The following is a 23,917-nucleotide window of genomic DNA, read 5'->3' as shown; positions in this document are numbered from 1 at the left end:
GGATGATCGGATCCAGGCGCGGAGAAAGCGGCCGCGCACCAAGGCTGCGGACCTACCCGGGCATGCCGTAGCGGCTGAACCTCTGCAGGATGAACGAAGAGAACGGTTGGCCGAGCTTTTCCGCACCGGAGGTGCTGAGGTGGATCTCATTGACCCAGTCTCCGCTCGGGCCCGTGGCGTCCGGGTCCGCCTGATCGAGGGGCATCGCGGCGGAGTCGAACACATGCACGTTCGGGAGCTGGTATCCGCTCCTGGCATCCGTATCGAGACCGAGCAGGAACAGCCGCAGTTTTCCGAACACGATGTCGGTCACGCCCTGGTGCAGATCCTTCGGCACGCCATTCCTGACCAAGGCGGGATGGAGCCAGCCCTTGGACTTTCCGGGCACACCTGCCGGGCGCGCGACGGGCACCGAGTAGGTATGCAGGAAGACAGGGCGCCCCTTGCTCTGGCCCGCATCCCGCCACTCGACCAGGCTCGCGAACCACCACAGCAGATAACCCGCCAGCGCGTTCATGCCGGCCTCGCTGACATAGGCATGGGGATCCGATGCGTCGATCGCCTCCGCCTTGGTGAGAAGAATCCGCTCCCGAGCCGGACGAAGCTGGCCCGTGGAGTCGTTCGGCGTGACGTTGATCGCATCGATGAGGTCGTTGCCCGACGCGGACACCAGGATCGCGAGCCACCAGCGTTGCTGCAGAAGCATCTTGAACTGCGGGTTGCGCTTGAACATCTTCCCTGCGATGTCGCCGGGGGCTGCGCAATTGATCGCCGCGGCCGCCTTGGGGAAATGAAGACAAGGCAGCAGGTTCCGGTTGTTCAGCACCTGATCGGTGATCGAGAACCAGGAGTCTCCCTCCGCGAGGAATTGCCAGTTGTATGGGTCGAGCGGGAATGGCTGGTTCGGGTCGAGGTAGTGGCCTACCGGAACAGGCAGAAGGTACGGCATTCGCTCGACTCCTCGCTCATTGGAATGCGTGCAGCATATTTCATCGAACCCGGATCCGAAATAGGGATGTGCTCCGGCTTTCGGTGGTTTCGGCATGAATGCGAGATGTCGATCAAGCCCGCGACACGCGCATGCGACTCAATGGCCTCCGCCATGAGGGAGTTGATTTTTTTCGCACCTCCGCGATTCGGCGTCCATGTCAGTTCGGCCCGTCCATCTTCTCGCTGCCGACCGCCTGCAGCACCGCATCGAAGTACCCCGCCTCCGCCAGCAGCCGCCTGACCTGTGAATCCACATGCGCATCCGACAGCGCCGGATGCCATTCGCCGTCGCGCCGCCAGCGCCACAGCATGGCGACCACGGTCGAATCGATCTTCGGGAAGACCTCGAGCAGCAGCGACCCGAAGTCCTGCCGGCAGGCGACCAGGCCGCGCTGCAGCAGGTCCTCGAAGACCTGCGTGGGCCGTGCGTCCGACAGCAGTCGGCGCAGCTCGACCTGCCTGAGGTCCAGTTTGCTCATGGTTCTGGAAAGGGTTCCGTTGACGAGGGGGGTGGCTGTGGCCATGACAGGCGGCGCACGATGCGCGCCCTTCAGGATCGCGCATCGACCGCGCATTCGCAAGCCGGTGGCGATTGCCGGAGCGCCGCCCGTGGATAGATAGCTTCCCGAAAGCTTCGCGGCCTAGGCTGGCCGACTCCCTCCTTCTCCGACGTCGTGCCCGCACGGTCGGTCCGTACGTACCGCCGCACCGATGAGCCTGCGTCCTCCTGCCTCCCGCCGGGTCCTCCTGGTCCTTCTCGTCTTGCTGGTGCTCGCCGGCGCGGCATTCTTCGTCTGGCGCGCACCGCGATCCGATGCCGCGCCGTCCCCGCCGCCTGCGGGCGCGAGCAACGCCGCCACTGCCGCCGATCCCGAACAGTTGCGCTACCCGAAGGGCGCGGCCCAGCTCGCGATGATCCGCACCGATGCCATGCCGCGCGTGCCGCTGCCCCTGGCCGAACCGCTGAGCGCGCGCCTGGTCTACGACGAGGACGCGACCGCGCGCATCGGCATCGGCTTCTCGGGCCGCATCGTGGCGCTGCGCGTCGGCCCCGGCGACAGCGTGCGCACGGGCCAGGTGCTGGCCGACATCGACTCGCCCGACTACGGCACCGCGCGCGCCGACCTCGGCAAGGCGCTGGCCGACGAGAAGCGCAAGCAGCTGGCGGCCGAACGCGGGCGCGAGCTGGCGCCGGGCGATGCCATCGCGCACAAGGACCTCGAGGCGCTCGAGGCCGACCATGCGCAGGCGCAGGAAGAAGTGGAGCGCGCGCGCCGGCGGCTGCAGAACATGAATCCGCGCGGGCTGCGTGGCGAGGGCCAGCGCCTGCAGCTGGTCAGCCCGATGGACGGGCTGGTCGCCGAGCGCACGGCCACGCCGGCGCTCGAGGTCGCGCCGGGCATGGCGGCGCCGCTGTTCGTGGTCACCGATCCGCGACGCCTGTGGCTGATGATCGACCTGCCCGAGCGGCTGCTCGGCCGGATCAAGCTCGGCAGCGCGGTGAGCGTGGAGTCGGATGCCTATCCGGGCCGGCGCTTCGCCGCCACGGTGCGCCAGGTCGGCCATGCGGTCGACACCAACACCCGGCGCGTGCCGGTGCGCGCGCAGCTGGACAACGCCGGGCTCGAACTGCTGCCCGAGATGTTCGTGCGCGCGCAACTGCTGCAGGAAGACGGCAGCGGCGTGCGCGTGCCCAACGAGGCGCTGGTCAACCGCGGCGTGCACAGCTACGTGTTCGTCGAGGAGTCGCCCGGCGCGTTCCGGCGCCGCCAGGTCGAACTGCTGGCGCAGGGCAGCGACACCAGCTACGTGCGCGAGGGCCTGGCGGGCAACGAGCGCGTGGTCACGGCGGGCGCGCTGCTGCTCGACGCCGAGCTGACGACCCGCACGAGCGAGCGGCCGTGATGCAGCGGCTCATCGCCTTCGCGCTGACGCAGCGCGTCTTCGTGTTCGTGCTGGTCGCGGCGCTTGTGGGCTTCGGCGGCTACGCGGCCTCGAACCTGCCGATCGAGGCCTTCCCCGACGTGCAGGACGTGCAGGTGCGCGTGATCTCGCAGCGCACCGGCGCGGCGCCGCAGGACATGGAGCGCTCGGTCACGCTGCCCATCGAGCGCGAGGTGGCGGGGATTCCGCGGCTGTCGAACGTGCGCTCGGTCACGATGACCGGCCTGTCGATCGTGACCCTGACCTTCGCCGACGGCACCGACGACTACTTCGCGCGCCAGCAGGTGCTCGAGAAGCTCTCGACCGTCGACCTTCCCACCGGCGTGCAGCCGCAACTCGCGCCGCTGTCGACGGCCGTCGGCGAGATCTACCGCTACACGCTCGAGGCGCCGGGCCTGTCGGAGGTGGAGGCGCGCACGCTGCAGGACTGGACCGTGCGCCCGTTCCTGCGCATGACGCCCGGCGTGGCCGACATCGTCACCTTCGGCGGCGCGCTCAAGGAGTTCCAGATCGAGGTCGACCCGGTGGCGCTGCGCAAGTACCAGGTGACGCTGGACCAGCTCGGCCAGGCGGTCTCGAATGCCAACGGCAGCGCGGGCGGCGGGCTGATGCGACGCGGCGACACCTCGCTGGTGGTGCGCGCCAGCGGACTGTTCGACAGCCTCGCCGACATCCGCTCGGCGGTGGTCGCCTCGCGCCAGGGCCGGCCCGTGACGGTGGCCGACCTGGCGCAGGTGCGCGAGGGCGAGCGCCCGCGCCTGGGCATCGCCGCGGCCGGCCAGCGCGACAGCATCGTCGAGGGCATCGTCTCGATGACCAAGGGCGGCGATCCGGCGAAGATCAATGCCGAGCTGCGCCAGCGCATCGCGCAGCTCGAGCCGCGCCTGCCGGCCGGCGTGAAGATCGTGCCCATCTACGACCGCACGCAGCTCGTGCACCACACGGTGGCCACGGTGGTCGAGAACCTGGTGGTGGGCGCGCTGCTGGTGGTGGCGGTGCTCGTGATCTTCCTCTCGAGCTGGCGCGCGGCGCTGGTGGTGGCCACCGTGATCCCGCTGGCCCTGCTGTTCGCCTTCATCCTGATCACCGCGCGCGGCGTGTCGGCCAACCTGATCTCGCTGGGCGCGGTCGACTTCGGCATTATCATCGACAGCGCGGTCGTGATCGTCGAGGCGCTGATGGTGCGGCTTGCGGCCAAGACCGCGCTCGACGCCGATTCGCCCGAGGCGCGCCACCAGCGGCTGGGCGTGCTGCACCACACGGTCAGCGATCTCGCGCATCCGGTGCTGTTCTCGAAGGCGATCATCATCCTGGCCTTCGTGCCGATCTTCACCTTCCAGCGCGTGGAGGGAAAGATCTTCACGCCGGTGGCCCTGACCCTGAGCTTCGCGCTGCTCGGCGCGGTGCTGCTGACCTTCACGCACCTGCCCGCGCTGCTGGCCACGGTGCTGCAGCGCCGCACCCTGGCCGAGAAGCACAAGCCCTGGCTGGACTGGCTGCAGGCGCGCTACCGCGGCCTGCTCGCGGCGACCATGCGCCACGCGGGCCGCACACTGTGGCTCGCGGCGCTGCCCGTGGCGCTCGCGCTGGGACTGGCACCGCGGCTGGGCAGCGAGTTCCTGCCCAAGCTCGACGAGGGCAACATCTGGCTGACCATCACGCTGCCGACCTCGGCCGCGCTCGAGACCACCAAGCAGGTGGAGCGCAGCGTGCGCGCTACCCTGCTGACGTACCCCGAGGTGGCGCGGCTGATCAGCCAGGTCGGCCGGCCCGACGACGGCTCGGACCCGAAGGGGCCGAACAACCTCGAGATCCTGGTCGACCTGCAGCCGCGCTCGGGCTGGCGTTTCGCGGGCAAGGAAGCGCTGATCGCCGACATGTCGGCCAAGCTGGAAGACATCCCCGGCATCAGCACCAACTTCTCGCAGGTGATCCAGGACAACGTCGAGGAGTCGCTGTCGGGCTTTCGCGGCGAGATCGTCGCGAAGGTGATCGGCAACAACCTCGACATCCTCGACGAGCTCGGCGAGAAGGTGGCCACCACCTTGCGCGGCATTCCCGGTGCCACCGACGTGGACAGCACGCGCATCGGCGGGCAGAGCGAGCTGGTCGTCACGCCCGACCGCGCGCGGCTCGCGCGCTACGGCCTCACGGTCAACGACGTCGACAACGCCGTCGGCCAGTCGATGTCGGGCGCCCCGACCACCAGCTTCTACGACGCCGACCGCCGCTTCGACGTGGTGGTGCGGCTCGCGCAGCCGCACCGCGACAGCGTGGACGCGGTGCGCGGGCTGCAGCTCGCCGTGGCCGGCACGCAGGTCGGCAACGGCCCCGGCACCATCTCGCTGGGCGAGGTCGCGAACGTCGAGGTGCGCCAGGGCGCCTCTCGCATCTTCCGCGAATCGGGCTCGCGCATTGTCATCGTCAAGGTCAACCTGCTGGGCCGCGACCAGGGCAGCTTCGTGGAGGAGGCCCAGCGCACCGTGGCGCGCCAGGTCGTGCTGCCGCCGGGCTACCAGCTGGTGTGGGGCGGGCAGTTCGAGAACTCGCAGCGGGCCGCGGCCCGGCTCGCGGTGATCGTGCCGTTCACGGCGCTGCTGATCTTCTCGCTGCTGTTCTGGGCCTTCCGCTCGGTACGGCTGGCCTCGCTGGTGCTCGGCATGGTGCCGTTCACGCTGGTGGGCGGGCTCGCGGCGCTCGGGCTCGCGGGCCTGCACCTGTCGGTCTCGGCCGCGGTCGGGTTCATCGCGGTGGCGGGCATCTCGGTGCAGAACGGCGTGATCATGGTCGAGGAGATCATGGCGCGCGTGCGCTCGGGTGCGGCGGTCGCGACGGCGATCGTCGAAGGCGCGACGACGCGGCTGCGCCCGATTCTGATGACGGCGCTGATGGCGGGCCTGGGCCTGCTGCCGGCCGCGCTCTCGCATGGCATCGGCAGCGAGACCCAGCGGCCCTTCGCCTGCGTGATCGTCGGCGGCATCGTCACCGGCACGCTGTTCACGCTGCTGGTGCTGCCGGTGGCGATCCGCCGCTTCGGCGATTTCTACGACGAACCGCAGCAGGCGCGCGAGGCGCGCCCGGCGGCGGCGCCCTGATGCACCGGAGCCCGCGATGATGCATGCCCCCGCCTTGTTTTATCCCCGCGTTCGATCGCTGCTCGCGCTGGCCTGCATGGCACTGCTGGCCGGCTGCACGGTCGGCCCCGATTTCCGGCGCCCCGATGCGCCCGCGGCCAAGGGTTATGCCCCGTCGGCGCTGCCGCTCGACACCGCGTCGGCACCGGTGCCCGGCGGCGACGCGCAGCGCTTCGCGCCGGGCCGCGACATCCAGGCCGACTGGTGGACGCTGTTCGGCTCGCCGCGCCTCGACGCCTTGATCGCGCGCGCGCTCGCGCGCAGCCCCACGCTCGAGGCCGCGCAGGCCGCGCTGCGCGCGGCGCAGGAGAACGTCTACGCGCAGCGCGGCTTCTTCGCTCCCACGGTCGGCATCGGCTACTCGCCCGCGCGCACCAAGATCGCGGGCAACCTCGGCGGCAACTCGCCGGGCGTGCAGGGCAATGGCCGCGTGATCTCCACCTATCAGGGCACGCCGGCCAGCGAGGGCGGCAGCGCGCCCTTCAATGCGCCGGTGATCTACAACTTCCACACCGCGCAGCTCACGGTCGGCTATGCGCCCGACATCTTCGGCGGCCAGCGGCGGCAGCTCGAGAGCCTCGAGGCGCAGGCGCGGATGCAGCAGTACCAGCTCGAGGCGGCGCGCCTCACGCTGGCCTCGAATCTGGTGGCGGCCTCGATCCAGGAGGCGCTGCTGCGCCGGCAGCTCGCGATCGCCGAGGGCATCGTCGAGGCCAACGAGCAGGCGGTGGCGCTGGTGCAGCGCCAGCTGCGCGCCGGCTACGCGGCGCGGCAGGACCTGGCGCAGCAGGAGCTCGCGCTCGCGCAGGCGCGCCAGCAGTTGCCGCCGCTGCGCAAGCAGCGCGAGCAGAACCGCAACCTGTTGCGCGCGCTGGCCGGCGATGGCCCCGACGAAGACCTCGGGATCGACTTCGACCTCGATGCGCTGGTGCTGCCGCGCGAACTGCCGCTGGCCCTGCCCTCGCGCCTGGTCGAGCAGCGGCCCGACATCCGCGCCGCCGAGGAGCAGCTGCATGCCGCCAGCGCGCAGGTGGGCGTGGCGGTGGCCGACCGGCTGCCGCAGTTCTCCATCGATGCGAGCTGGGGCGGCGCGGCCAGCCGGCTCGGCGAGATGTTCCTGAAGTCGGGGCGCTTCTTCAGCCTCGCGGGCAATGTCGGGCAGACCCTGTTCGACGGCGGCACGCTCGAACACCGCCAGCGCGCGGCCGAGGAAGGGCTGCGCCAGGCCGATGCGCAGTACCGCGCGACCGTGATCGCGGCGCTGCAGAACGTGGCCGACACGCTGCAGTCGATCCAGGCCAACGCGCAGTCGCTGCAGGACGCGGCGCTGGCCGAGGAAAAGGCCCGCACCGGGCTGGAACTGGTGCGCCGCCAGCTGCGGCTCGGCGACGTCAACCGCCTCGCGCTGCTCAATGCGCAGCAAGCCCACGACCAGGCGATGCTCGTGCGCGTGCAGGCGCAGGCCGCGCGCCTGGGCGACAGCGCCGCGCTGTTCCAGGCCTCGGGCGGCGGCTGGTGGCAGCGCGCGCCGACCTCGTGAGCGCGCCGCCGCTGGCCGACAATGGCGGCCCCTCCGCCCACGCGTCCCGCCGCCTCGCACCGCGATGCTCCTGCTGCTGATCGAAGACGACCCCGTGATCTCGCGGGAACTGCAACTGCGCTGGCGCCAGCGCGGCTGGGTGGTGCGCGGCTGCGGCGATCTCGCCGAGGCCGACCGCGCGCTGGCCGAGCGCGACGTGCAGGACTTCGAGCTCATCGTGCTCGACCTCAACCTGCCCGACGGCGACGGCCTGGACTGGCTGCGGCGACTGCGCCAGCGCGACCGCCTCACGCCCGCGCTGATCCTGACCGCGCGCAGCCGCGTGGCCGATCGCGTGCTGGGCCTGCAGGGCGGTGCCGACGACTACCTGGTCAAGCCCTTCGCGCCCGAGGAGCTCGATGCGCGCATCGAGGTGCTCGGCCGTCGCGCCCAGGTGGCGCGCGGCGACCACCTGCACTATGGCCGCCTGACCTGGCGCGGCGACCTGGGCCGGGCCTACGTGGACGACCGCGTGCTCGAGCTGGCGCCGCGCGAGTTCGAGGTGCTGGGCCTGCTGATGCAGCGCGCGCCGCGGCTGGTCGCCAAGCGCGCGCTGGTCGATGCGCTGGCCGAGCGCAACATCGAGCTCGGCGACAGCGCCTCGGAGATCTACGTCTCGCGCCTGCGCCGCAAGCTGGTCGACGCGGGCGTGCAGGTGCGCACGGTGCGCGGCTTCGGCTACATGCTGGTGCTCGACGCGGCCGCTCCCGGCGCGCAGGAGGCCTGATGGAAGCGATGCCACCACAGCAACCACAACCGCCGCGCCGCATCCGCTGGCTGCGGCGCGAACTGCTGCTGCGCCTGATGCTGCCGCTGCTCACGATGATGGCGCTGGCCGGCGGCTTCGGCCTGCACTACACGCACGCGGTGATCGAGCGCGTGTTCGACCGCTGGCTGCTCGATGCCGCGCGCTCGAGCATCGCGCTGCTGCGCTACGACGACCGGGGCATCGCGGCGATCGACATGTCGCCGCAGCTCAAGGCCATGCTGCTGTTCGACGAGATCGACCAGAACTGGTTCAGCGTCACGCAGTCCGACCGCCTGCTGGCGGGGCAGCCCGGCCTGCCCGACGGCGGCACCGCGCGCGTGCACTACCGCCGCGGCGAAGCCTTCGATGCCGAGTACCTGGGCCAGCCGGTGCGCGTGGTGCGCGTCGAGCTGACGCGGCCCGGCGCCGCGCCGGTCACGATGCTGATGGGCGAGACGCTGACCAAGCGCCATCGCGCCGAGCAGGAACTCTGGGTGCTGCTGTGGCCCGTCGTCGCGCTGGTCGTGGCGGCCGCGCTGGCCATCGCGATCGCGGTACGCCGCACGGTGCGGCCGCTGCAGGCCATCGCCACGCGCTGGAACGAGCGCTCGCATGCCTCGCTCGATCCCATCGGCGTGGACGAAGTGCCGCGCGAGCTGCAGGCCTTCGCGAGCTCGCACAACGAGCTGCTCGCGCGCATCCGGACCATGCTGGCGCGCGAGCGGCAGTTCGCCGCGACGGCGGCGCACCAGCTGCGCACCTCGCTGACCGGCCTGCAGCTCGGGCTCGCGCGAGCCAGCGAGGCGCCCGATCCGCAGGCGATGCGGCGCATCGTCGACGAGCTCGGCGGCTCGATCCAGCGCTCGGGCCGGCTGGTGCAGCAGCTGCTGACCTTCGGCGCCCTCGACCCCGAGGCGCGCGCCGACCTCGACCGGCGCCGCATCGACCTCGTCGCGCTGGCGCAGGACGTGGGCGCCACGCACATCGAGCAGGCCTCGGCGCGCACGATCGAGCTGGAACTCGCGGCGCCCGAGCGGCCGGTGTGCGTCGCGGTCCAGCCCGAGCTGATCGCCGACGTGCTGAGCAACCTGCTCGACAACGCGATCCGCTACACGCCGCCGGGCGGACGCGTGCTGGTGGAGTTCGAGAGCGATCCGCCCGCGCTGCGCGTGAGCGACTCGGGACCGGGCATTCCCGAGGACGAGCGCGAGGCCGTGCTCGAGCGCTTCGTGCGCGGCCGCGATGCGACCGGCGACGGCAGCGGCCTGGGGCTGGCGATCGTGCGCGACATCGCGGCGATGCACGGCGCCACGGTCGCGCTGTCGGACAGCGCCTGGGGCGGCCTCGCGGTCACGCTGCGCTTTCCGGCCGGGCACTGAGCGCGCGCACGGCGGCCGGCTCAGCGCGCGGCGCTCGCCCGCGGGTCGTGGCCGCAGGCGATGCCCGGCGCGCCCCGTTCGTTCTCGGCCAGCACGATGCCCCAGCGCAGACGCACGCGGCGATCGGGCCCCTCGCCGGTCCAGGGCAATTCCATGCTGCCGGCGCAGTCCACGGTCTTCATCAAGGGCTCGAGCAACGGCCCCTCGGCCTGGAACGGCCGCGTGTCGAGCATCAGCACCATGCCACCCTCGCGCGCCAGCACGCCCGGTGCCAGCCAGGGCGAGGTCCGCTCGTCGCCGTCGATGAGCAGGCGCACGCCGGGATCCATCCGCAGCGCGACGGCGCCCGCGAACCAGGTGTCGCCGACCAGCAGCGTCAGCGGACGCTCGCCCATGCGATCGCGCCATGTCGCCTCGACCGCGGCGGCGATCCTCTGCGAGGGCAGGTTGGCGCGCGTGGCGCGGCCGGCCCGCGCGCTCCAGACCCCGTCGACGCCGGCATAGCCCCAGGCGGTGGCGATGTGCAGCAGTCCCACCACCGCCAGCACCGCCTGCCAGCGGCGCCGGCTCCAGCGCTCCACGTCGAGCCATGGCAGCGAGGCGGCCGCCCACACGCCCAGCGGCAGGAAGAAGGTCGTGAGCCAGGCGGGAATCAGCCGCGAATGCAGCAAGGCCGACGCGACCAGCACCAGCGCGGTGGGACCGAGGGTCGCCCAGGCCAGGAAGCGCCGGTCGAATGCGGCGGGCAGCGGCGCCCGCTGCGTGGCCGCTTCGCGCCGCTGCGCGAACCAGGCCCAGCCGATGAACAGCAGCATCGGCGACAGCCGCGCGAGCTGGACCAGCAGCACGAACACCGGCCGCGGCAGCAGGTGCCTGCCGGGTGCATGCACCGAATGGACCGAGTGCCGCGCATAGAGCACCGTGGTGTCGCCATGCTGCAGCACCCACCACAGGTGCGGCGACAGCAGCAGCAACGCGAGGCTGCTGGCCAGCAGCAGGTCGCGCCGCACGCGCGCGTCGCGCCACAGGCCCTGGCGGACCACGAAGCCCAGGCCCACGGCGAACTGCACCGCGGCGCTGTACTTGGTGAGCATCGACAGGGCCGCGAACAGCCCGAGCCAGACCCAGTCGGCGCGCCCGCTTCCGGCCGGCCGCAGCACGCGCCACAGCATCCACCAGTAACCCGCGAGCGGCAGCAGCTGCACCGTGTTGTGGTTGTAGACCACCGCGCGCTGCACGTGGTAGGTGACCAGCGTGCCCAGCAGCAGCGCGAAGGCGGCGCGCGCCGGCTTCATCATCTCGCGCGACCAGCGCCACAGCAGGTAGAGCGCGCCGACGCCGCAGCCCACGCCGGCCACGTAGGTCAGCCACGGCTGGCGGCCGAGCAGCGCCACCGGCAGGCTCAGCAGCCAGCTCGGCAGCGGCGGATGCTTGTAGTAGCCCCACTGCAGGCTGCCGCTCCAGAACAGCTCCTCCACGTTGTCCCAGGGCGGCGTGACATCGAGCGCCACCATCGGCCAGGCCCACGCCAGCACCAGCGCGACGAGCAGCGCGGGCACCCAGCGCTCGATCGGCTCGCGGGCCGCGGCGGCGGCGGGAAGAAAGCGGCCCGGCACGGGCGTCGATCCGGAAGTCATGGGCGGGATTTATAGGAACCGCACCCCACCGCCGCCTGACTTCGCGCGCCGTTGCGCGTGCGTCACAGGGCCCTCACGACGCGTCGGCGGGCGCCGGCCGCGAGAGCAGCTCCAGCGGCGCATTGCAATCGAGCACGTCGACGCGCACGGTGTCGCCGACGCGCAGGTCCGGCGGCAGGCGCGTGGTGCCGAGCGCGCGCGTGCGCAGTCCGCCGTCGTGATAGCGCACGACCGCATAGGGTTCGTCCGCGCCGGCCCGCGGCGCGCAGTCGTGGTACATGCCGCGCACGAGTTCGCCGGCGCGGCCCAGGGCTTCGACGCGCCCGGTGCGCCAGCCGGCCACGAAGTCGGCATGGCTGGCCGCGAGCCCGGCGCAGCCGGCCAGCGCGAACAGGCACGCCGCCAGCGCGACGCCGAGGCCGCGCATCAGCCGCGCGCTCCCACCGCGGCCGTGGCCTGGATCTCCACGCGGTACTCCGAATCGATCAGCCTCGCGCCCACGGTCGCGCGCGCCGGCGTGTGGCCCGCCGGCACCCACTCGTCCCACACCGCGTTCATCGCGGCGTAGTCGCCCACCGTGCGCAGGTAGATCGTGACGCTGACCAGGTTCTCGCGGGTGGCGCCCTCGAGGCCGAGCAGGTCGTCGATCTGGCGCAGGATCTGGCGCATCTGGCCGGTCACGTCGAGCGAGGGGTTCTCCGCCACCTGCCCCGACAGGTAGAGCAGGCGGGCGGCGCCGAGGTCGACGGTCACCATCTCGCTGAAGCGCGGGCCCATCTCGTGGCGGCTGATGTTCATGGCGTTGCGGTCGAAGAAGAAGAAGAAGAAGAAGAAGACAAGGAAGAAGCGACGGGAGCGGCCGCCGGCGGCCGTGGATCGGCGGGCGCGTTCCACCAGCCGCCGCCGAGCGCCTGGAACAGCGCGGCCGCGTCGGTGAGCCGCTGCGCGCGCGCCTGCACGAGGTTGATCTCGGCCTGCGCCTGCTGCTGCTGCGCGAGCAGCAGCGCCAGCGCACTGGCATCGCCCCACTGCAGCTGCGCGCGGGTGCGCGCGAGCGCCTGCGCGGCGGTGCGCTCGGCCCGCACCGATGCCTGCAGCGCGCGCGTGTCGGCATCGATGGCGGCCAGCGTGTTGGCCACGTCCTGGAAGGCCGAGAGCACGGTCGCGCGGTACTGCGCGGCCGCCTCGTCGAACGAGGCGCGCGCGGCCGCCTCGCGGTGGCCGAGCGCGCCGGCATCGAACAGCGGCTGCGCGACGCCAGCCGCCACGGTCCAGAACATCGCGGGCGAATGGAACAGCTGCGACAGCGTGTAGGCCGAGGAACCGAGGTTCGCGCTCAGCGTCACGGCCGGCAGCCGCGCCGCCACCGCGACGCCGATGGCCGCGCTCGCGGCCTGCAGCTGGGCCTCGGCGGCGCGCACGTCGGGCCGGTGTTCGACCAGCAGGGCGGGCAGCGCGAGCGGCAGCTCGATGGGCAGTGCCAGCGTGTCGAGCTCGAAGCGCGCGGCCACCTCCTCGCTCGGGTAGTGGCCGCCGAGCACCGCCAGCTGGTTGCGTTGCTGCGCGAGCTGCTTGTCGAGCGCGGGCACGGCGGCCTCGGTCGCGGCCAGCAGGGCGGCCTGCGCCTCCACGTCGGCCTGCGCGACCTGCCCCAGCGCGAGCTGGCGGCGGTAGGCCTGCAGCGCCTGCGCCTGGCTCTCGGCGATCGCCAGCGTGGCACGCCGCTGCGCGCGCAGCGAGGCCTCGGCGATCGCGGCCGCCACCACGTTGCTGCTGAGCGTGAGCCGCGCGGCGAGCAGCTGGAAGCGCTGCGCCTCGGTCTGTGCCTGCGCGCTCTCGACCTGCCGGCGCGTGGCGCCGAACACGTCGGGCGCATAGCTCACGTTGAGCTGCGCCGTGTGCAGCGTGTAGAGGCTCGCGTTCGACGACACCGGGCTCGCGACCGCATTCGCCACGCGCTGGCGCGTGGGCGCCAGGCCGGCCGTCAGCACGGGCCAGAAGGCCGCGCGCTGGGCCGCCTCGTTCTCGCGTGCCGCGCGCAGCGCCGCGTCGGCGGCCTCCACGCCGGGATTGCCGGCCAGGCTCTGCGCCACCAGCGCGTTCAGCGGCTCGTTGTGGAAGGCGGCCCACCACTGGGCCGGGATGTCGAGGCCGGGCGACAGCCGCGGCAGCGGCACGCCCTCGCCGGCCTCGGCCAGCGGCGGCGCGGCCGTGTAGCGCGCGGGCAGGTCCAGCGGCGGGCGCGCGTAGTCGGGACCGGCCGCGCAGCCGGCCAGGCACAGCGCGACGGCCAACGCGGCGGGAATGCTCTTGTTCATCGTTCTCTCCCCTTAGCGATCGCGCCGCGAGCGCACGCCCCAGCCCTTGCGCTCGAACAGCCGCTCCATCGCGTAGTAGAAGGCCGGCAGGATGAACAGCGTGAGCAGGGTCGACACCACCAGGCCGCCGACCACCACCGTGGCCAGCCCGCGCTGCACGTCGGTGCCCACGCCCGTGGCCAGCGCCGCGGGCAGCATCCCGACCGAGGCCACCGAGGCCGTCATCAGCACCGGGCGCAGCCGCTCGGTCGCGCCCTCGAGCACCGAGGCCCGCAGCGCCAGCCCCTCGCCGCGCACGCGGCGGAAGTTCGCGACCATGATGATCCCGTTCTGTATCGACACGCCGAACAGCGCGATGAAGCCCACCGCGGTCGCCATGTTGAGCGTCTCGCCCGCGAGGTGGACCGCGATCAGCCCGCCGAGCGTGGCCATCGGCACCACGCCGAGGATCAGCGCCACGTGCCGGATCTTGCCGAACTGGAAGAACAGCAGCACCGCCATGATCGCGACCACGATCGCGAGCGACACGCCCAGGCGCGCCTGCGCGCGCTGCTGGTTCTCGAACTGGCCGGCCCACTGCAGCCGGAACTTCGCGGGATCGAAGGGCACCTCCTTGGCGATGCGCGCGCGCGCCTCCTCGAGGTAGGAGGCCAGGTCGCGGTCGCGGTTGTCCACGCGCACCGTGATCTGGCGCTCGTTCATCTCGTGCGAGATGGTGCTCTCGCCGGTCTGCAGCCGGATGTCGGCCACCTGCGCGAGCGGCACCTTCGCACCGTTGGCGCCGTTGAGCAGTAACGCGCCGATGGCCTCGTTACCGCCCTTGGCGCTGGCCGGCAGCTTCACCGACACGTTGTAGGTGCGCGCACCCGCATACACCGTGATGACGGGCGCGCCGCCGATGCCGGTCTGCACCAGGCCCGCCACGTCGGCCGCGCTCACGCCCAGCCGCGCGGCCGCCTCGCGGTCGAGCCGGATCACCACCTGCGGGATCGGCGGCTCCTGGAACAGCGAGGCCGAGGCCGTGCCGCGCACCGTGCCCAGCAGCTCGACGATCCGGTTGCCGATGCGCCGGCTCTCCGCGAGGTCGTCGCCGTAGATGCGCAGCACCAGCGGACTGTGGGCGCCGCCCACGGCGTCGTTCACCCCGTCGATGATCGGCTGGCTGATGCCCACGTCGAAGCCCGGCATGCGCGCGAAGCGCTCGCCCAGCATGCGCACGAAGTCGGCCTTGTGCATGCCCGCGGGCCATTCGGCATAGGGCTTGAGGCCCACCGGCACCTCCATGTGCGAGGGCGTCCAGGGGTCGGTGCCGTCGTCGTTGCGGCCCAGCTGCGTGACCACGTAGGAGACCTCCGGGTACTCGAGCAGCACGTGACGCAGCTCGGTGGCCATCTCGCTGGCCTTGTCGAGCGACAGGCCCGAGGGCAGCTGCACCTGCAGCCACAGCGCGCCCTCGTCGATGTCGGGCAGGAACTCGCGCCCGGCCGTGGCGCCGAGCACGGCCACCGCCAGCAGCGCGGCCACGCCCAGGCCGTAGGCGATGGCGGGCATCCCCAGCAGCAGGTCGAGCGCGCGCCGGTAGGCCGCGGTGAGCCACAGCAGCGGCCGGTTGACGAAGGGACGCCGCGGCTTGCGCAGCGCCACGTAGGCCAGGCTCGGGATCAGCGTGAGCGCGCACAGCAGCGCGCCGACCAGCGCGTAGCCGACCGTGAAGGCCATCGGCCGGAACAGCTTGCCCTCGGCGCGCTCGAAGGCGAACAGCGGGAAGTAGGCCGTGATGATGATCAGCGTGGCGAAGAAGATCGGCCCCGACACGTGGCTCACGGTCTCGAGGATGTTGCCCTCGGTGAGCGTGGCGTTCGGTTCCTCCTCGCGCCGCCGCAGGATCGCCTCCATCACCACGATGGCGCCGTCCACGATGATCCCGAAGTCGATCGCGCCGAGCGAGAACAGGTTGGCCGGCATGCGGGTGAAGTGCATCACGATGAACACCGTCACCAGCGACATCGGGATGGCCATCGCCGCGACCACCGCGCTGCGCGGGCTGCCGAGGAACAGGATGAGCACGAAGCACACCAGCGCCATGCCCTCGAGCACGGTGTGCGTCACCTTGTCGACCGTGAGCTTCACCAGGTCGTCGCGGTCGATGTAGGGCACGATGCGCACGCCCAGCGGGGCCAGCTCGGCCTGCAGCGCGTCGATCTTCCGGTGCACGCCCTCGAGCACGCGCGAGGGGTTCTCGTACTTGAGCATCAGCACGATGCCCTCGATCGTGTCGGGGTCGGTGTTCTTGCCCAGGATGCCGCCGCGCTCCTGGTGCCCGAACTGCAGCCGCCCGAGGTCGCGCACCAGCACCGGCGCGCCGCCGCTGTTCGACACCATCACCGCGCCCAGGTCGTCGAGCGAGCGGATCTGGCCGATGCCGCGCACCACGTAGCTCTGCTCGCCGCGCGCGATGCGCCCGCCGCCCGCGTTGGCGCTGCCGTTGTTGATCGCCGACACCACGTCGTTGAGCACCAGCCCGTGCGCCTGCAGCCGCGCGGGATCGAGCTCGAGCTGGAACTCGCGCGTGAAGCCGCCGAAGTTGTTGACGTCGACCACGCCCGCCACCTGCTTGAGGGCCGGGATCACCTTCCAGCGCTGCAGCTCCGACAGCTCCATCAGGTTCATGCGGTCGGACTCGAGCGTGTAGCGGTAGATCTCGCCCGCCGGCCCCGCCACCGGCCCGAGCGCGGGCTGCGCGCCCGCCGGCAGGCTGACCTGCCCGATGCGCTCGGTCACGCGCTGGCGCGCGAAGTAGTCGTCGGTGCCGTCCTTGAAGGTCAGCGTGATCAGCGACAGGCCGAAGGTGCTGCTCGAGCGGATCGAGGCCAGCCCCGGCGTGTTGCTCAGCGCGCGCTCCAGCGGCGTGGTGATCTGCTGCTCCATCTCTTCCGAAGCCAGGCCGTTGACCTGCGTCGTCACCTGCACCGTGACGTCGCCGAGGTCGGGATAGGCCTCGACGGTCATCTGCGTCCACGACCAGGCGCCGAACAGCACCAGCGCGACCGACAGCGCCCAGGCCAGGTGCCGGCGGCGCAGGAACTGGGAAATGACGAGATTAATCATTGAGCAGCACGCCGCCACGGACCACCACGCGCTCGCCGGCCGCGAGGCCGCCGCGGATGCGCACCCGGTCGCCGTCCTCGCGCCCGAGCTCGACCGCGCGCCGCTCGAAGGTCCATGGCTGTACCTCGACGAACACGCTCACGCTGTCGTTGTTCATCAGCAGGGCCGAGCTCGGCACCTGCGGCTGCGCGGCCTGCGGCAGCTCGAGCGCCGCGCTCGCGTACATGTTGGGCTTGAACACGCCCTCGGGGTTCGCGAAGACGATCCGCGCCCGGGCCCGGCGCGTGTCGGCATCGAGCGCCGCGCTCACGAAGGCGACCTGGCCCGCGAACCGGCGCCCCGGCTGCGAGGCCAGCGTCACCGTCGCGTTCTGGCCCGCGGCGACCAGCCCCAGCAGGTCCTCGGGCACGCCGACCGTGACCCAGACGCGCTCGAGGTTGGAGACGGTCATCAGCGCCGCGTTGGCATCGTTGAGCACCGCGCCGCTCGCGGCATTCAGCGCGGTGACGGTGCCGGCCATGGGCGCGACGATGCGCAGCACGCGGTCGTCGCCGGCGCTCGCGCCGATGCCGTGCAGGCGCGCCTCGCTGCGCCGCAGCTCGGCCGTCTGCTGCACCACCGCGCTGCGCGCCGCCTCCACGTCCTTGGCCGCGTTGGAGCCGGCCTCGTTGACGCCCTGCGCCCGCGCGAGCGCGCGCTCGGCCAGCGCGAGCGCATCGCGCGCCTTCTGCGTGTCGGCCACGGCCTGCGCGAGATCGGGCGAGGCCATCGTCGCGAGCAGCTGTCCGGCGCGCACCGCATCGCCGAGGCGCACCTTGAGCTCGAGCAGGCGCCCGGCCAGCGGCGGCAGGATGTTGACGGTGCGCGCCGGGTCCGCCTCCACCGTCGCGGGCAGGCTCAGCAGGTGCGAACGCGCGCCCTCGGTGGCGGCGGCGACCTGCAGCCGCTCGCGCAAGGGGGAGCCCGCGGGCACGCTGAGGCGGTGGCCCTCGCGCACCAGCAGCGGCGCGGGCGCGGCCGTGGCCTGGGCGCCTTGCGCGGCGGTGTGGAACCAGACCGCGTACAGGGCCGCGCAGGCCAGCACGCCCGCGACGGCGGGCGCGAGAAGGGTCTTGTGCAGGGAGTTCTTCATGACAGTGGATGCGTCGCGGCGATGCGGCCCGTTGCCTTCGCCGGTGCCACAGCGTAGAAAGGCGCGGCTGAAGAACGCCCGAAGAAATCCTGAAGACGTCTTCAGGTTCGCGCCAGCGACGCATCGGTGCCACGCGGACCGTGGGCAGCGGGCAGTCAGGTAGCGGCGGGATGATCCGCGCCATGCGAATCCTGTTGATCGAAGACGACCGCAAGGCGGCCCGGCTGCTCGCGCGCGGCCTCGAGGAGGAAGGCTTCGTCGTCGATGCGGTGCACACGGCCGAGGCGGGCGACGAGAAGGCCTTCGTCCAGACCTACGACCTGCTGATCCTCGACTGGATGCTGCCGGGCCGCGACGGCCTGGCCCTGTGCAGCGACCTGCGCCGGCGCGGCTGCGGCACGCCGGTGCTGATGCTCACGGCGCGCGACGCCCTGCAGGACCGCGTGGCCGGCCTCAACACCGGTGCCGACGACTACCTGACCAAGCCCTTCGCCTTCGACGAGCTGCTGGCGCGCGTGCGCGCCCTGCTGCGGCGCCCGGAGAGCATGCGGCCCGTGATCCTGTCGCTGGCCGACCTGAGCCTCGACCCGCAGCGCCAGAGCGCGCGGCGCGGCGGCACGGCGCTGGACCTGACGCGCAAGGAATTCGCGATCCTGCACATGCTGCTGCGCCATGCCGGCGAGGTCGTGAGCCGCGCGCGGCTGGCCGAGCAGGTGTGGAAGGACGACCTGATCGGCATCGACAACCTGATCGACGTGCACGTGGGCAACCTGCGCCGCAAGGTCGATGCGGCGCCGGCGGTGCCGCTGATCCAGACCGTGCGCGGGCGCGGCTTCCGGCTCGCGGCGGCGGACGGCGCGCATGCTTAGCCTGCGCCGGCGGCTGGTGCTGGTGCAGGTCGGCGTGACCGTGGTGGTGATGGCCATCGCGGCCTTCGGTGCCTACGCGGTGTTCTCGCGCAACGTGCACCGCGAGCTCGACGCCGCGCTGCTGGCGCTGGCCGAGACCGAGCTCGGCATGCTGCTGTCGGCCGGCCCGGGCACCGCGGCCACGGTGCACGAGGCACCGTCCGGCCCCGGCGCGCCCTCCTTCGTGCGGCTCGACCGGCTGGTGCAGATCGTCGGCCCCGATGGCCGCGTGCTCGCGCGCAGCGCCAACCTGGGCGAGGCCCAGCTGCCGATCCCGCCGCTGCTGCGCGAGCGGCTCGCCGCGGGCGAGACCGTGTTCGAGACGCTCGAGGGTTTCGGCGAGGAACCCACGCGCATGGTCTCGGTGCCGGTGCCCGGCCGCGACGCGACGCTGGCGGTGCAGGTGGCCGGCTCGCTCGACGACATCAACCGCACCGTCGCGATGGCCAGCGTGCTGTTCCTCGTGCTCGGCGGCACGCTGCTGCTGGCGCTGGGCCTGGCCGGCACGCTGATCACACGACGCGCCTTCCGCGCCATCGACGACGTGGTGCAGCAGGCGCATCGCATCAGCGACGCCAACCTCAGCGAGCGCCTGCCGGCGCCCGGAACCGCCGACGAGGTCGGCCGGCTCGTCGAGACGCTCAATGCGATGCTGGCGCGCATCGAGCACGGCATGGAAGCGCAGCGGCGCTTCACCGCCGATGCCTCGCACGAGGTGCGCTCGCCCCTGTCGCGGCTGCGCACCGAGCTCGAGCTCGCGCTGCGCCGGCCGCGCGAACCGGCGGTCTACGTCCAGACCCTGCGCTCCGCGCTCGACGAGGTGGAATCGCTCTCGCTGCTGGTGGAGGAACTGCTGGTGCTGGCGCGCATCGATGCGGGCCAGGAACGCGAGGCCGCGGAGACGGTGGCGCTCGATCAGCTGGCCGAGGAGGCGCTGCGCCGCCTCGAGCCGATGGCGCGCGAGCGCGGCGTCCGGCTGCGGCTCGAGCTGATGGAGCCGGTCGCGGTCCGCGTGGCGCGCGGTGCCGCGAACCTGGCGCTGGCCAATCTGCTCGACAACGCGCTGAAGTTCTCGCCCGATGGCGGCACCGTGCACGTGGACGTGTTCGCACCGCCCGGTGGCGGCGAGGCCGTGGTTCGCGTCGCGGACCATGGCCCCGGCATCCGCAGCGACGAACTGCCGCACCTGTTCGAGCGCTTCTACCGCGGCGCCGGCGCGCGTTCGGACGAGGCCACGCCGGGCCTGGGACTCGGGCTCGCGCTGTCGCAGGCCGTGGTGCAGGTGCATGGCGGCCGCATCGAGGCCATGAACGCGCCGGGCGGCGGTGCGCGCTTCGAGCTGCGGCTGCCGCTGGCCGCGACGCCCGCGGAGCCGGTCATGCTGACCCCGCACTGACCGTGCGGAATGGGTCGCTTCGCGTGCATGGGATTGAGTGCTTTCCTATCCACGAGCCCTTAATCTCCAGCCCATCCATGAACGCTCCCCTGCGCGATCTCTCGAACCTGCAACGGCCCCGGACGGCCTCGGTCCCGGGCATCTCGTGCGTCGTTCCCTGCTTCAACGAGGCACGCAACCTCGGCGCGCTGCTGCCGGAACTCGACCGGATGCTGCGCGCCACCCAGTTGCGTTGGGAAGTGATCGTGGTCAACGACGGCAGCACCGACGACACCGATGCCGTCATCGAGCAGTGGTGCCAGCGGCCGGGCATCCGCTGCCTTTCGCTGTCGCGCAACTTCGGCAAGGAAGCGGCGCTGACCGCCGGACTGGGCGCGGCCCGGGGCGACGCGGTGGTGCTGCTCGACGGCGACATGCAGCATTCGCCCGCGCTGGTGCGCGCCATGATCGACCAGTGGCGCGCGGGCGCCGAGGTGGTCTATGCGGTGCGCCAGGACCGCAGCGACGAAGGGCCGCTCAAGACGCTGAGCACGCGCCTGTTCTACAAGCTGCTGAATGCCTCCGACCGTTTCGCGGTGCCCGAGAACGCGGGCGACTTCCGGCTCATGGACCGCAAGGTGGTCGATGCGCTGCTGAAGCTGCCCGAGCGCAGCCGCTTCATGAAGGGCCTGTACGCCTGGGTCGGCTTTCGCGCCGTGGCGCTGCCCTACACGCCGGCGCCGCGCGCCGAGGGGCGCAGCCGCTTCAACGCGCGGCGCCTGTTCAAGCTGGCGCTCGACGGCCTGACCTCCTTCACCACCTGGCCGCTGCGCATGGTCAGCGTGGCCGGCCTGATGCTCGCGCTGCCGGCCTTCGGCTACGGCAGCTACGTGGTCCTCGACTACATGTGCTTCGGCAACGAGGTCTCGGGCTGGTCCACCATCGTCGTGAGCCTGATGTTCTTCATCGGCGTGCAGATGATCTCCACCGGCATCCTCGGCGAGTACGTCGCCCGCATCTTCGAGGAGGTCAAGGGCCGGCCCGTCTACGTGGTGCGCGAGCAGCGCGGCCACGGGCTGGAAGCCGAGGAGCCATGACCGCGCCCGCGGCCCCAGCCGCGGCGAGGACGCAACGGCTGTGTATCTGCGCCGACGACTTCGGCATGAGCCCGGGCATCAACGCGGCGGTGCTCGACCTGATCGCGCGGCGCAACCTCTCGGCCACCGGTTGCCTCGTGCTGCGCGAGGCCTGGCCCCGGGGCCTGCCCGCGCTGCGGCGCGTCGATGCCGCGCGCGTCGACGTCGGCCTGCACCTGGACCTGACACCGCCGCGGACACCGCGCGCCGAGGAACCCGGCCTCGGCCCGCTGATCCTGCGCTGCTACACGCGGTCCGCGCCGCGGCGCCATCTGCGCCAGACCATCGCCGAACAGCTCGCGCGCTTCGAGGACGGCCTGGGCCGCGCGCCCGCCTTCGTCGACGGACACCGGCACGTGCACCAGCTGCCGATGGTGCGGGAGCTGCTGCTCGAGGAGCTGTCGCGCCGCTACACGGCCGCGCCGCCGTGGCTGCGCAACACGCGGCCCGGCGCCACGGCGCTCAAGCCCCGGGTCATCCACGCGCTGGGCGGCCGTACGCTGGTGCATGAAGCCGCGCGACGGTCGATCCCGACCAGCCGGGGGCTGCTCGGGGTCTACGACTTCGCGGGCGGGGTGACGGGCTACCGGCGGCGCCTGCTCGCCTGGCTGTCCGCGGCACGCAGCGGAGATGTGCTGATGTGCCATCCCTCGCTGGCCGAGGACGCGGGCACGCCGCACCACGAGGCGAGGGCGGCCGAGTACACGGTGCTGGCGGCCATGGCCTTTCCATGGCGCGATCCCCGCGGCGGGCAGGTCGAGCTCATGGCGTTGTCGGCGGGCGGCCTGCAGCCGGGCGCCTGAGGTCCGGCCAGGGCGCCGTCGCCGCGCGTCATGCAGTTTGATCGGCCCGGTCATGCCGTGCGCCGACCCGGCTTCGTATCCTCGGACCATTGAACGAGAGACAAGGTCCGCGCCACCCCCGGTGGCCAGGGCCACACGGAGACCGTCTTGCCACCGAAAGAACCCGTCCTTGACGGCCTGGCGCGCTTCGCCGCCGAGGCCCCCGCACGACCGGCCGCCATCCTGGCCGAGACCGGCGAAACGCTGGACTACCGAAGCCTGCACGAACGCTCGGCGCGGCTCGCGCAGTTCCTCGCGGCCCGCCTCGAGGCCGGCGAGGTGGTGGCGATCCTGCTGGGCAACCGGCTCGAATACTTCGAGCTCACCTTCGCCGCGCGCCGCGCCGGCCTCTACTACGTGCCGATCAGCACGCACCTCACGCCGGGCGAGATCGACTACATCCTGCGGGACTCGGGCGCGCGCATCCTGCTGACCGAGACGGCGCTGCGGCCCTGGGCCGAGCGCTCGGCCTGGCCCGCGTCGCTCGAGGCGGTGCTCTGCATCGACGCCGACGATCCCATCGAAGGCGCCGCGAGCTACCGCGCGCTCGTCGAAGAAGAAGACCCGGTGCCGCCGCTGCCCGATCGGCCCCTGGGCCTGGACTTCGCCTATTCCTCGGGCACCACCGGCCGGCCCAAGGGCATCAAGCACAAGCTCGAGGACCAGCAGCTGCGCAAGGCGCTCGCAGGCGACTGGCTCTCGTTCTTCGCCTTCGATCCCGCGAGCGTCTATCTCTCGCCCGCGCCGCTCTACCACGCGGCGCCGCTGCGCTTCAGCGTGCGCTGCGTGGCCTTCGGCGGCACGGTGGTGCTGATGCGCCGCTTCGATGCCGAAGGCGCGCTCGAAGCGATCGCGCGCTGGCGCGTCACCCATTCGCAATGGGTGCCGACGATGTTCATCCGCCTGCTCGCGCTGCCGGCCGAGCGCCGCGCGGCCCACGACCTGTCGAGCCACCGGCTGGCGCTGCATGCGGCGGCGCCCTGCCCTCTCGAGGTCAAGCGCCGCATGATCGACTGGTGGGGCTCGATCGTCTGGGAGTACTACACCGGCTCGGAGCGCGCCGGCGCCACCGCGATCTCGGCGCCCGAATGGCTCGCGCATCCCGGCTCGGTGGGCCGCGCGAAGCAGGGCGTGCTGCACATCGTCGGCGACGACGGCGGCGAATGCGCGCCGATGGTCGACGGCCTGGTCTGCTTCGAGGGCGGCCCGAGCTTCGCGTACCACAACGATCCGGTGAAGACCGCCGAGACCCACACGCCGCAGGGCTGGGGCACCTTCGGCGACATCGGGCACGTGGATGCCGAGGGCTACCTCTACCTCACGGACCGGCGCGCCAACATGATCATCTCGGGCGGCGTGAACATCTATCCGCAGGAGGCGGAGAACCTGCTGCAGGACCACCCGCTGGTGCACGAGGTGGCCGTCATCGGCGTGCCGCATGCCGAGTTCGGCGAGGAGGTGAAGGCCGTGGTCCAGCTCAAGGACCCCGCGCTCGCCGATGCCTCGACCGCGCAGCAGCTCATCGACCACTGCCGCGCCCACCTGTCGGCGATCAAGTGCCCGCGCAGCGTGGACTTCGCGACCGACCTGCCGCGCACCGAGACCGGCAAGCTGCTCAAGCGCGTGGTGCGCGACCGCTACCGCGCGCTCGCCGCGCCCGCTTCCCAACCGTGACGGAGACCCGACC

At 72.1% G+C, this 23,917-nt stretch carries 18 protein-coding genes; 10 read left to right on the top strand and 8 right to left on the bottom strand.

From position 1 onward, the window contains the following. Positions 1-52 precede the first annotated feature (52 nt). Positions 53-949 carry a hypothetical protein gene (locus R0232_RS45275; RefSeq protein ID WP_431513710.1) on the bottom strand — a complete coding sequence of 299 codons (897 nt, stop codon included), beginning with the start codon at positions 947-949 and terminating at the stop codon, positions 53-55. Between the two features lie 199 nt (positions 950-1,148). After that, positions 1,149-1,469 (bottom strand): hypothetical protein, encoded by a 321-nt coding sequence (locus R0232_RS45270; protein WP_208508156.1) that lies wholly within the window; start codon positions 1,467-1,469, stop codon positions 1,149-1,151. A gap of 289 nt (positions 1,470-1,758) precedes the next feature. On the opposite strand from R0232_RS45270, the gene R0232_RS45265 reads away from it, so the two are divergent. The 5 genes from R0232_RS45265 to R0232_RS45245 all read left to right on the top strand — a co-directional run bounded on the left by R0232_RS45265 (position 1,759) and on the right by R0232_RS45245 (position 9,774). Further along, positions 1,759-2,895, top strand: coding sequence for an efflux RND transporter periplasmic adaptor subunit (locus R0232_RS45265; RefSeq protein ID WP_431514673.1), 1,137 nt, complete (start codon positions 1,759-1,761; stop codon positions 2,893-2,895). Further along, on the top strand, positions 2,895-6,029 hold the full coding sequence (locus R0232_RS45260) for an efflux RND transporter permease subunit (RefSeq protein ID WP_431513709.1): 3,135 nt from the start codon (positions 2,895-2,897) through the stop codon (positions 6,027-6,029). The genes R0232_RS45265 and R0232_RS45260 overlap by 1 nt, the downstream gene beginning before the upstream one ends. A gap of 16 nt (positions 6,030-6,045) precedes the next feature. Further along, positions 6,046-7,608 carry an efflux transporter outer membrane subunit gene (locus R0232_RS45255; RefSeq protein ID WP_431513708.1) on the top strand — a complete coding sequence of 521 codons (1,563 nt, stop codon included), beginning with the start codon at positions 6,046-6,048 and terminating at the stop codon, positions 7,606-7,608. Positions 7,609-7,672: 64 nt separating this feature from the next. Then, the gene (locus R0232_RS45250; RefSeq protein ID WP_208508160.1) at positions 7,673-8,374 is read left to right on the top strand and encodes a response regulator; all 702 of its coding nucleotides are present in this window, start codon (positions 7,673-7,675) and stop codon (positions 8,372-8,374) included. Continuing rightward, positions 8,374-9,774: an ATP-binding protein gene (locus R0232_RS45245; RefSeq protein ID WP_431513707.1), complete on the top strand. Its 1,401-nt coding sequence runs from the start codon at positions 8,374-8,376 to the stop codon at positions 9,772-9,774. Before R0232_RS45250 ends, R0232_RS45245 begins: the two co-directional genes overlap by 1 nt. A 20-nt stretch (positions 9,775-9,794) precedes the next feature. Here R0232_RS45245 and R0232_RS45240 read toward each other — a convergent pair whose 3' ends face one another. The 6 genes from R0232_RS45240 to R0232_RS45215 form a co-directional block, all read right to left on the bottom strand. Further along, positions 9,795-11,411: a glycosyltransferase family 39 protein gene (locus tag R0232_RS45240; protein ID WP_431513706.1), complete on the bottom strand. Its 1,617-nt coding sequence runs from the start codon at positions 11,409-11,411 to the stop codon at positions 9,795-9,797. A 73-nt stretch (positions 11,412-11,484) separates the two neighbouring features. Further along, entirely contained in the window at positions 11,485-11,838 is a 354-nt protein-coding gene (locus R0232_RS45235; RefSeq protein WP_431513705.1) for a hypothetical protein, read from the bottom strand. After that, complete coding sequence (locus tag R0232_RS45230; protein ID WP_093345317.1) at positions 11,838-12,209, bottom strand: RidA family protein; 372 nt, start codon at positions 12,207-12,209, stop codon at positions 11,838-11,840. Before R0232_RS45230 ends, R0232_RS45235 begins: the two co-directional genes overlap by 1 nt. Continuing rightward, positions 12,206-13,729, bottom strand: a complete 1,524-nt coding sequence (locus tag R0232_RS45225) for an efflux transporter outer membrane subunit (protein WP_431513704.1) — start codon at positions 13,727-13,729, stop codon at positions 12,206-12,208. Before R0232_RS45225 ends, R0232_RS45230 begins: the two co-directional genes overlap by 4 nt. A gap of 12 nt (positions 13,730-13,741) precedes the next feature. Further along, positions 13,742-16,837, bottom strand: coding sequence for an efflux RND transporter permease subunit (locus R0232_RS45220; protein ID WP_431513703.1), 3,096 nt, complete (start codon positions 16,835-16,837; stop codon positions 13,742-13,744). Continuing rightward, positions 16,830-17,969: an efflux RND transporter periplasmic adaptor subunit gene (locus tag R0232_RS45215; protein WP_431513702.1), complete on the bottom strand. Its 1,140-nt coding sequence runs from the start codon at positions 17,967-17,969 to the stop codon at positions 16,830-16,832. The genes R0232_RS45220 and R0232_RS45215 overlap by 8 nt, the downstream gene beginning before the upstream one ends. A 182-nt stretch (positions 17,970-18,151) precedes the next feature. Here R0232_RS45215 and R0232_RS45210 point away from each other — a divergent pair, with 182 nt between their 5' ends. From R0232_RS45210 to R0232_RS45190, 5 genes are all read left to right on the top strand, one after another. After that, a complete protein-coding gene (locus tag R0232_RS45210) occupies positions 18,152-18,838 on the top strand; it encodes a response regulator transcription factor (RefSeq protein WP_431513701.1) in 687 nt (228 codons plus the stop codon). Continuing rightward, positions 18,831-20,273, top strand: a complete 1,443-nt coding sequence (locus R0232_RS45205) for a sensor histidine kinase (protein WP_431513700.1) — start codon at positions 18,831-18,833, stop codon at positions 20,271-20,273. Before R0232_RS45210 ends, R0232_RS45205 begins: the two co-directional genes overlap by 8 nt. Positions 20,274-20,350: 77 nt before the next feature. Then, complete coding sequence (locus R0232_RS45200; RefSeq protein WP_093345303.1) at positions 20,351-21,349, top strand: glycosyltransferase family 2 protein; 999 nt, start codon at positions 20,351-20,353, stop codon at positions 21,347-21,349. Further along, a complete protein-coding gene (locus R0232_RS45195; protein WP_431513699.1) occupies positions 21,346-22,191 on the top strand; it encodes a ChbG/HpnK family deacetylase in 846 nt (281 codons plus the stop codon). Before R0232_RS45200 ends, R0232_RS45195 begins: the two co-directional genes overlap by 4 nt. A 147-nt stretch (positions 22,192-22,338) precedes the next feature. Beyond that, positions 22,339-23,904 carry an AMP-binding protein gene (locus R0232_RS45190; protein WP_431513698.1) on the top strand — a complete coding sequence of 522 codons (1,566 nt, stop codon included), beginning with the start codon at positions 22,339-22,341 and terminating at the stop codon, positions 23,902-23,904. Positions 23,905-23,917: the final 13 nt, after the last annotated feature.

Origin of the sequence: Variovorax sp. DAIF25 (genome assembly GCF_050711835.1) — a bacterium.
Taxonomy (GTDB): Bacteria; Pseudomonadota; Gammaproteobacteria; order Burkholderiales; family Burkholderiaceae_C; genus Variovorax.
The sequence above is the reverse complement of the archived record's forward strand: the minus strand, read 5'-3'. Positions and strand labels throughout refer to the sequence as shown.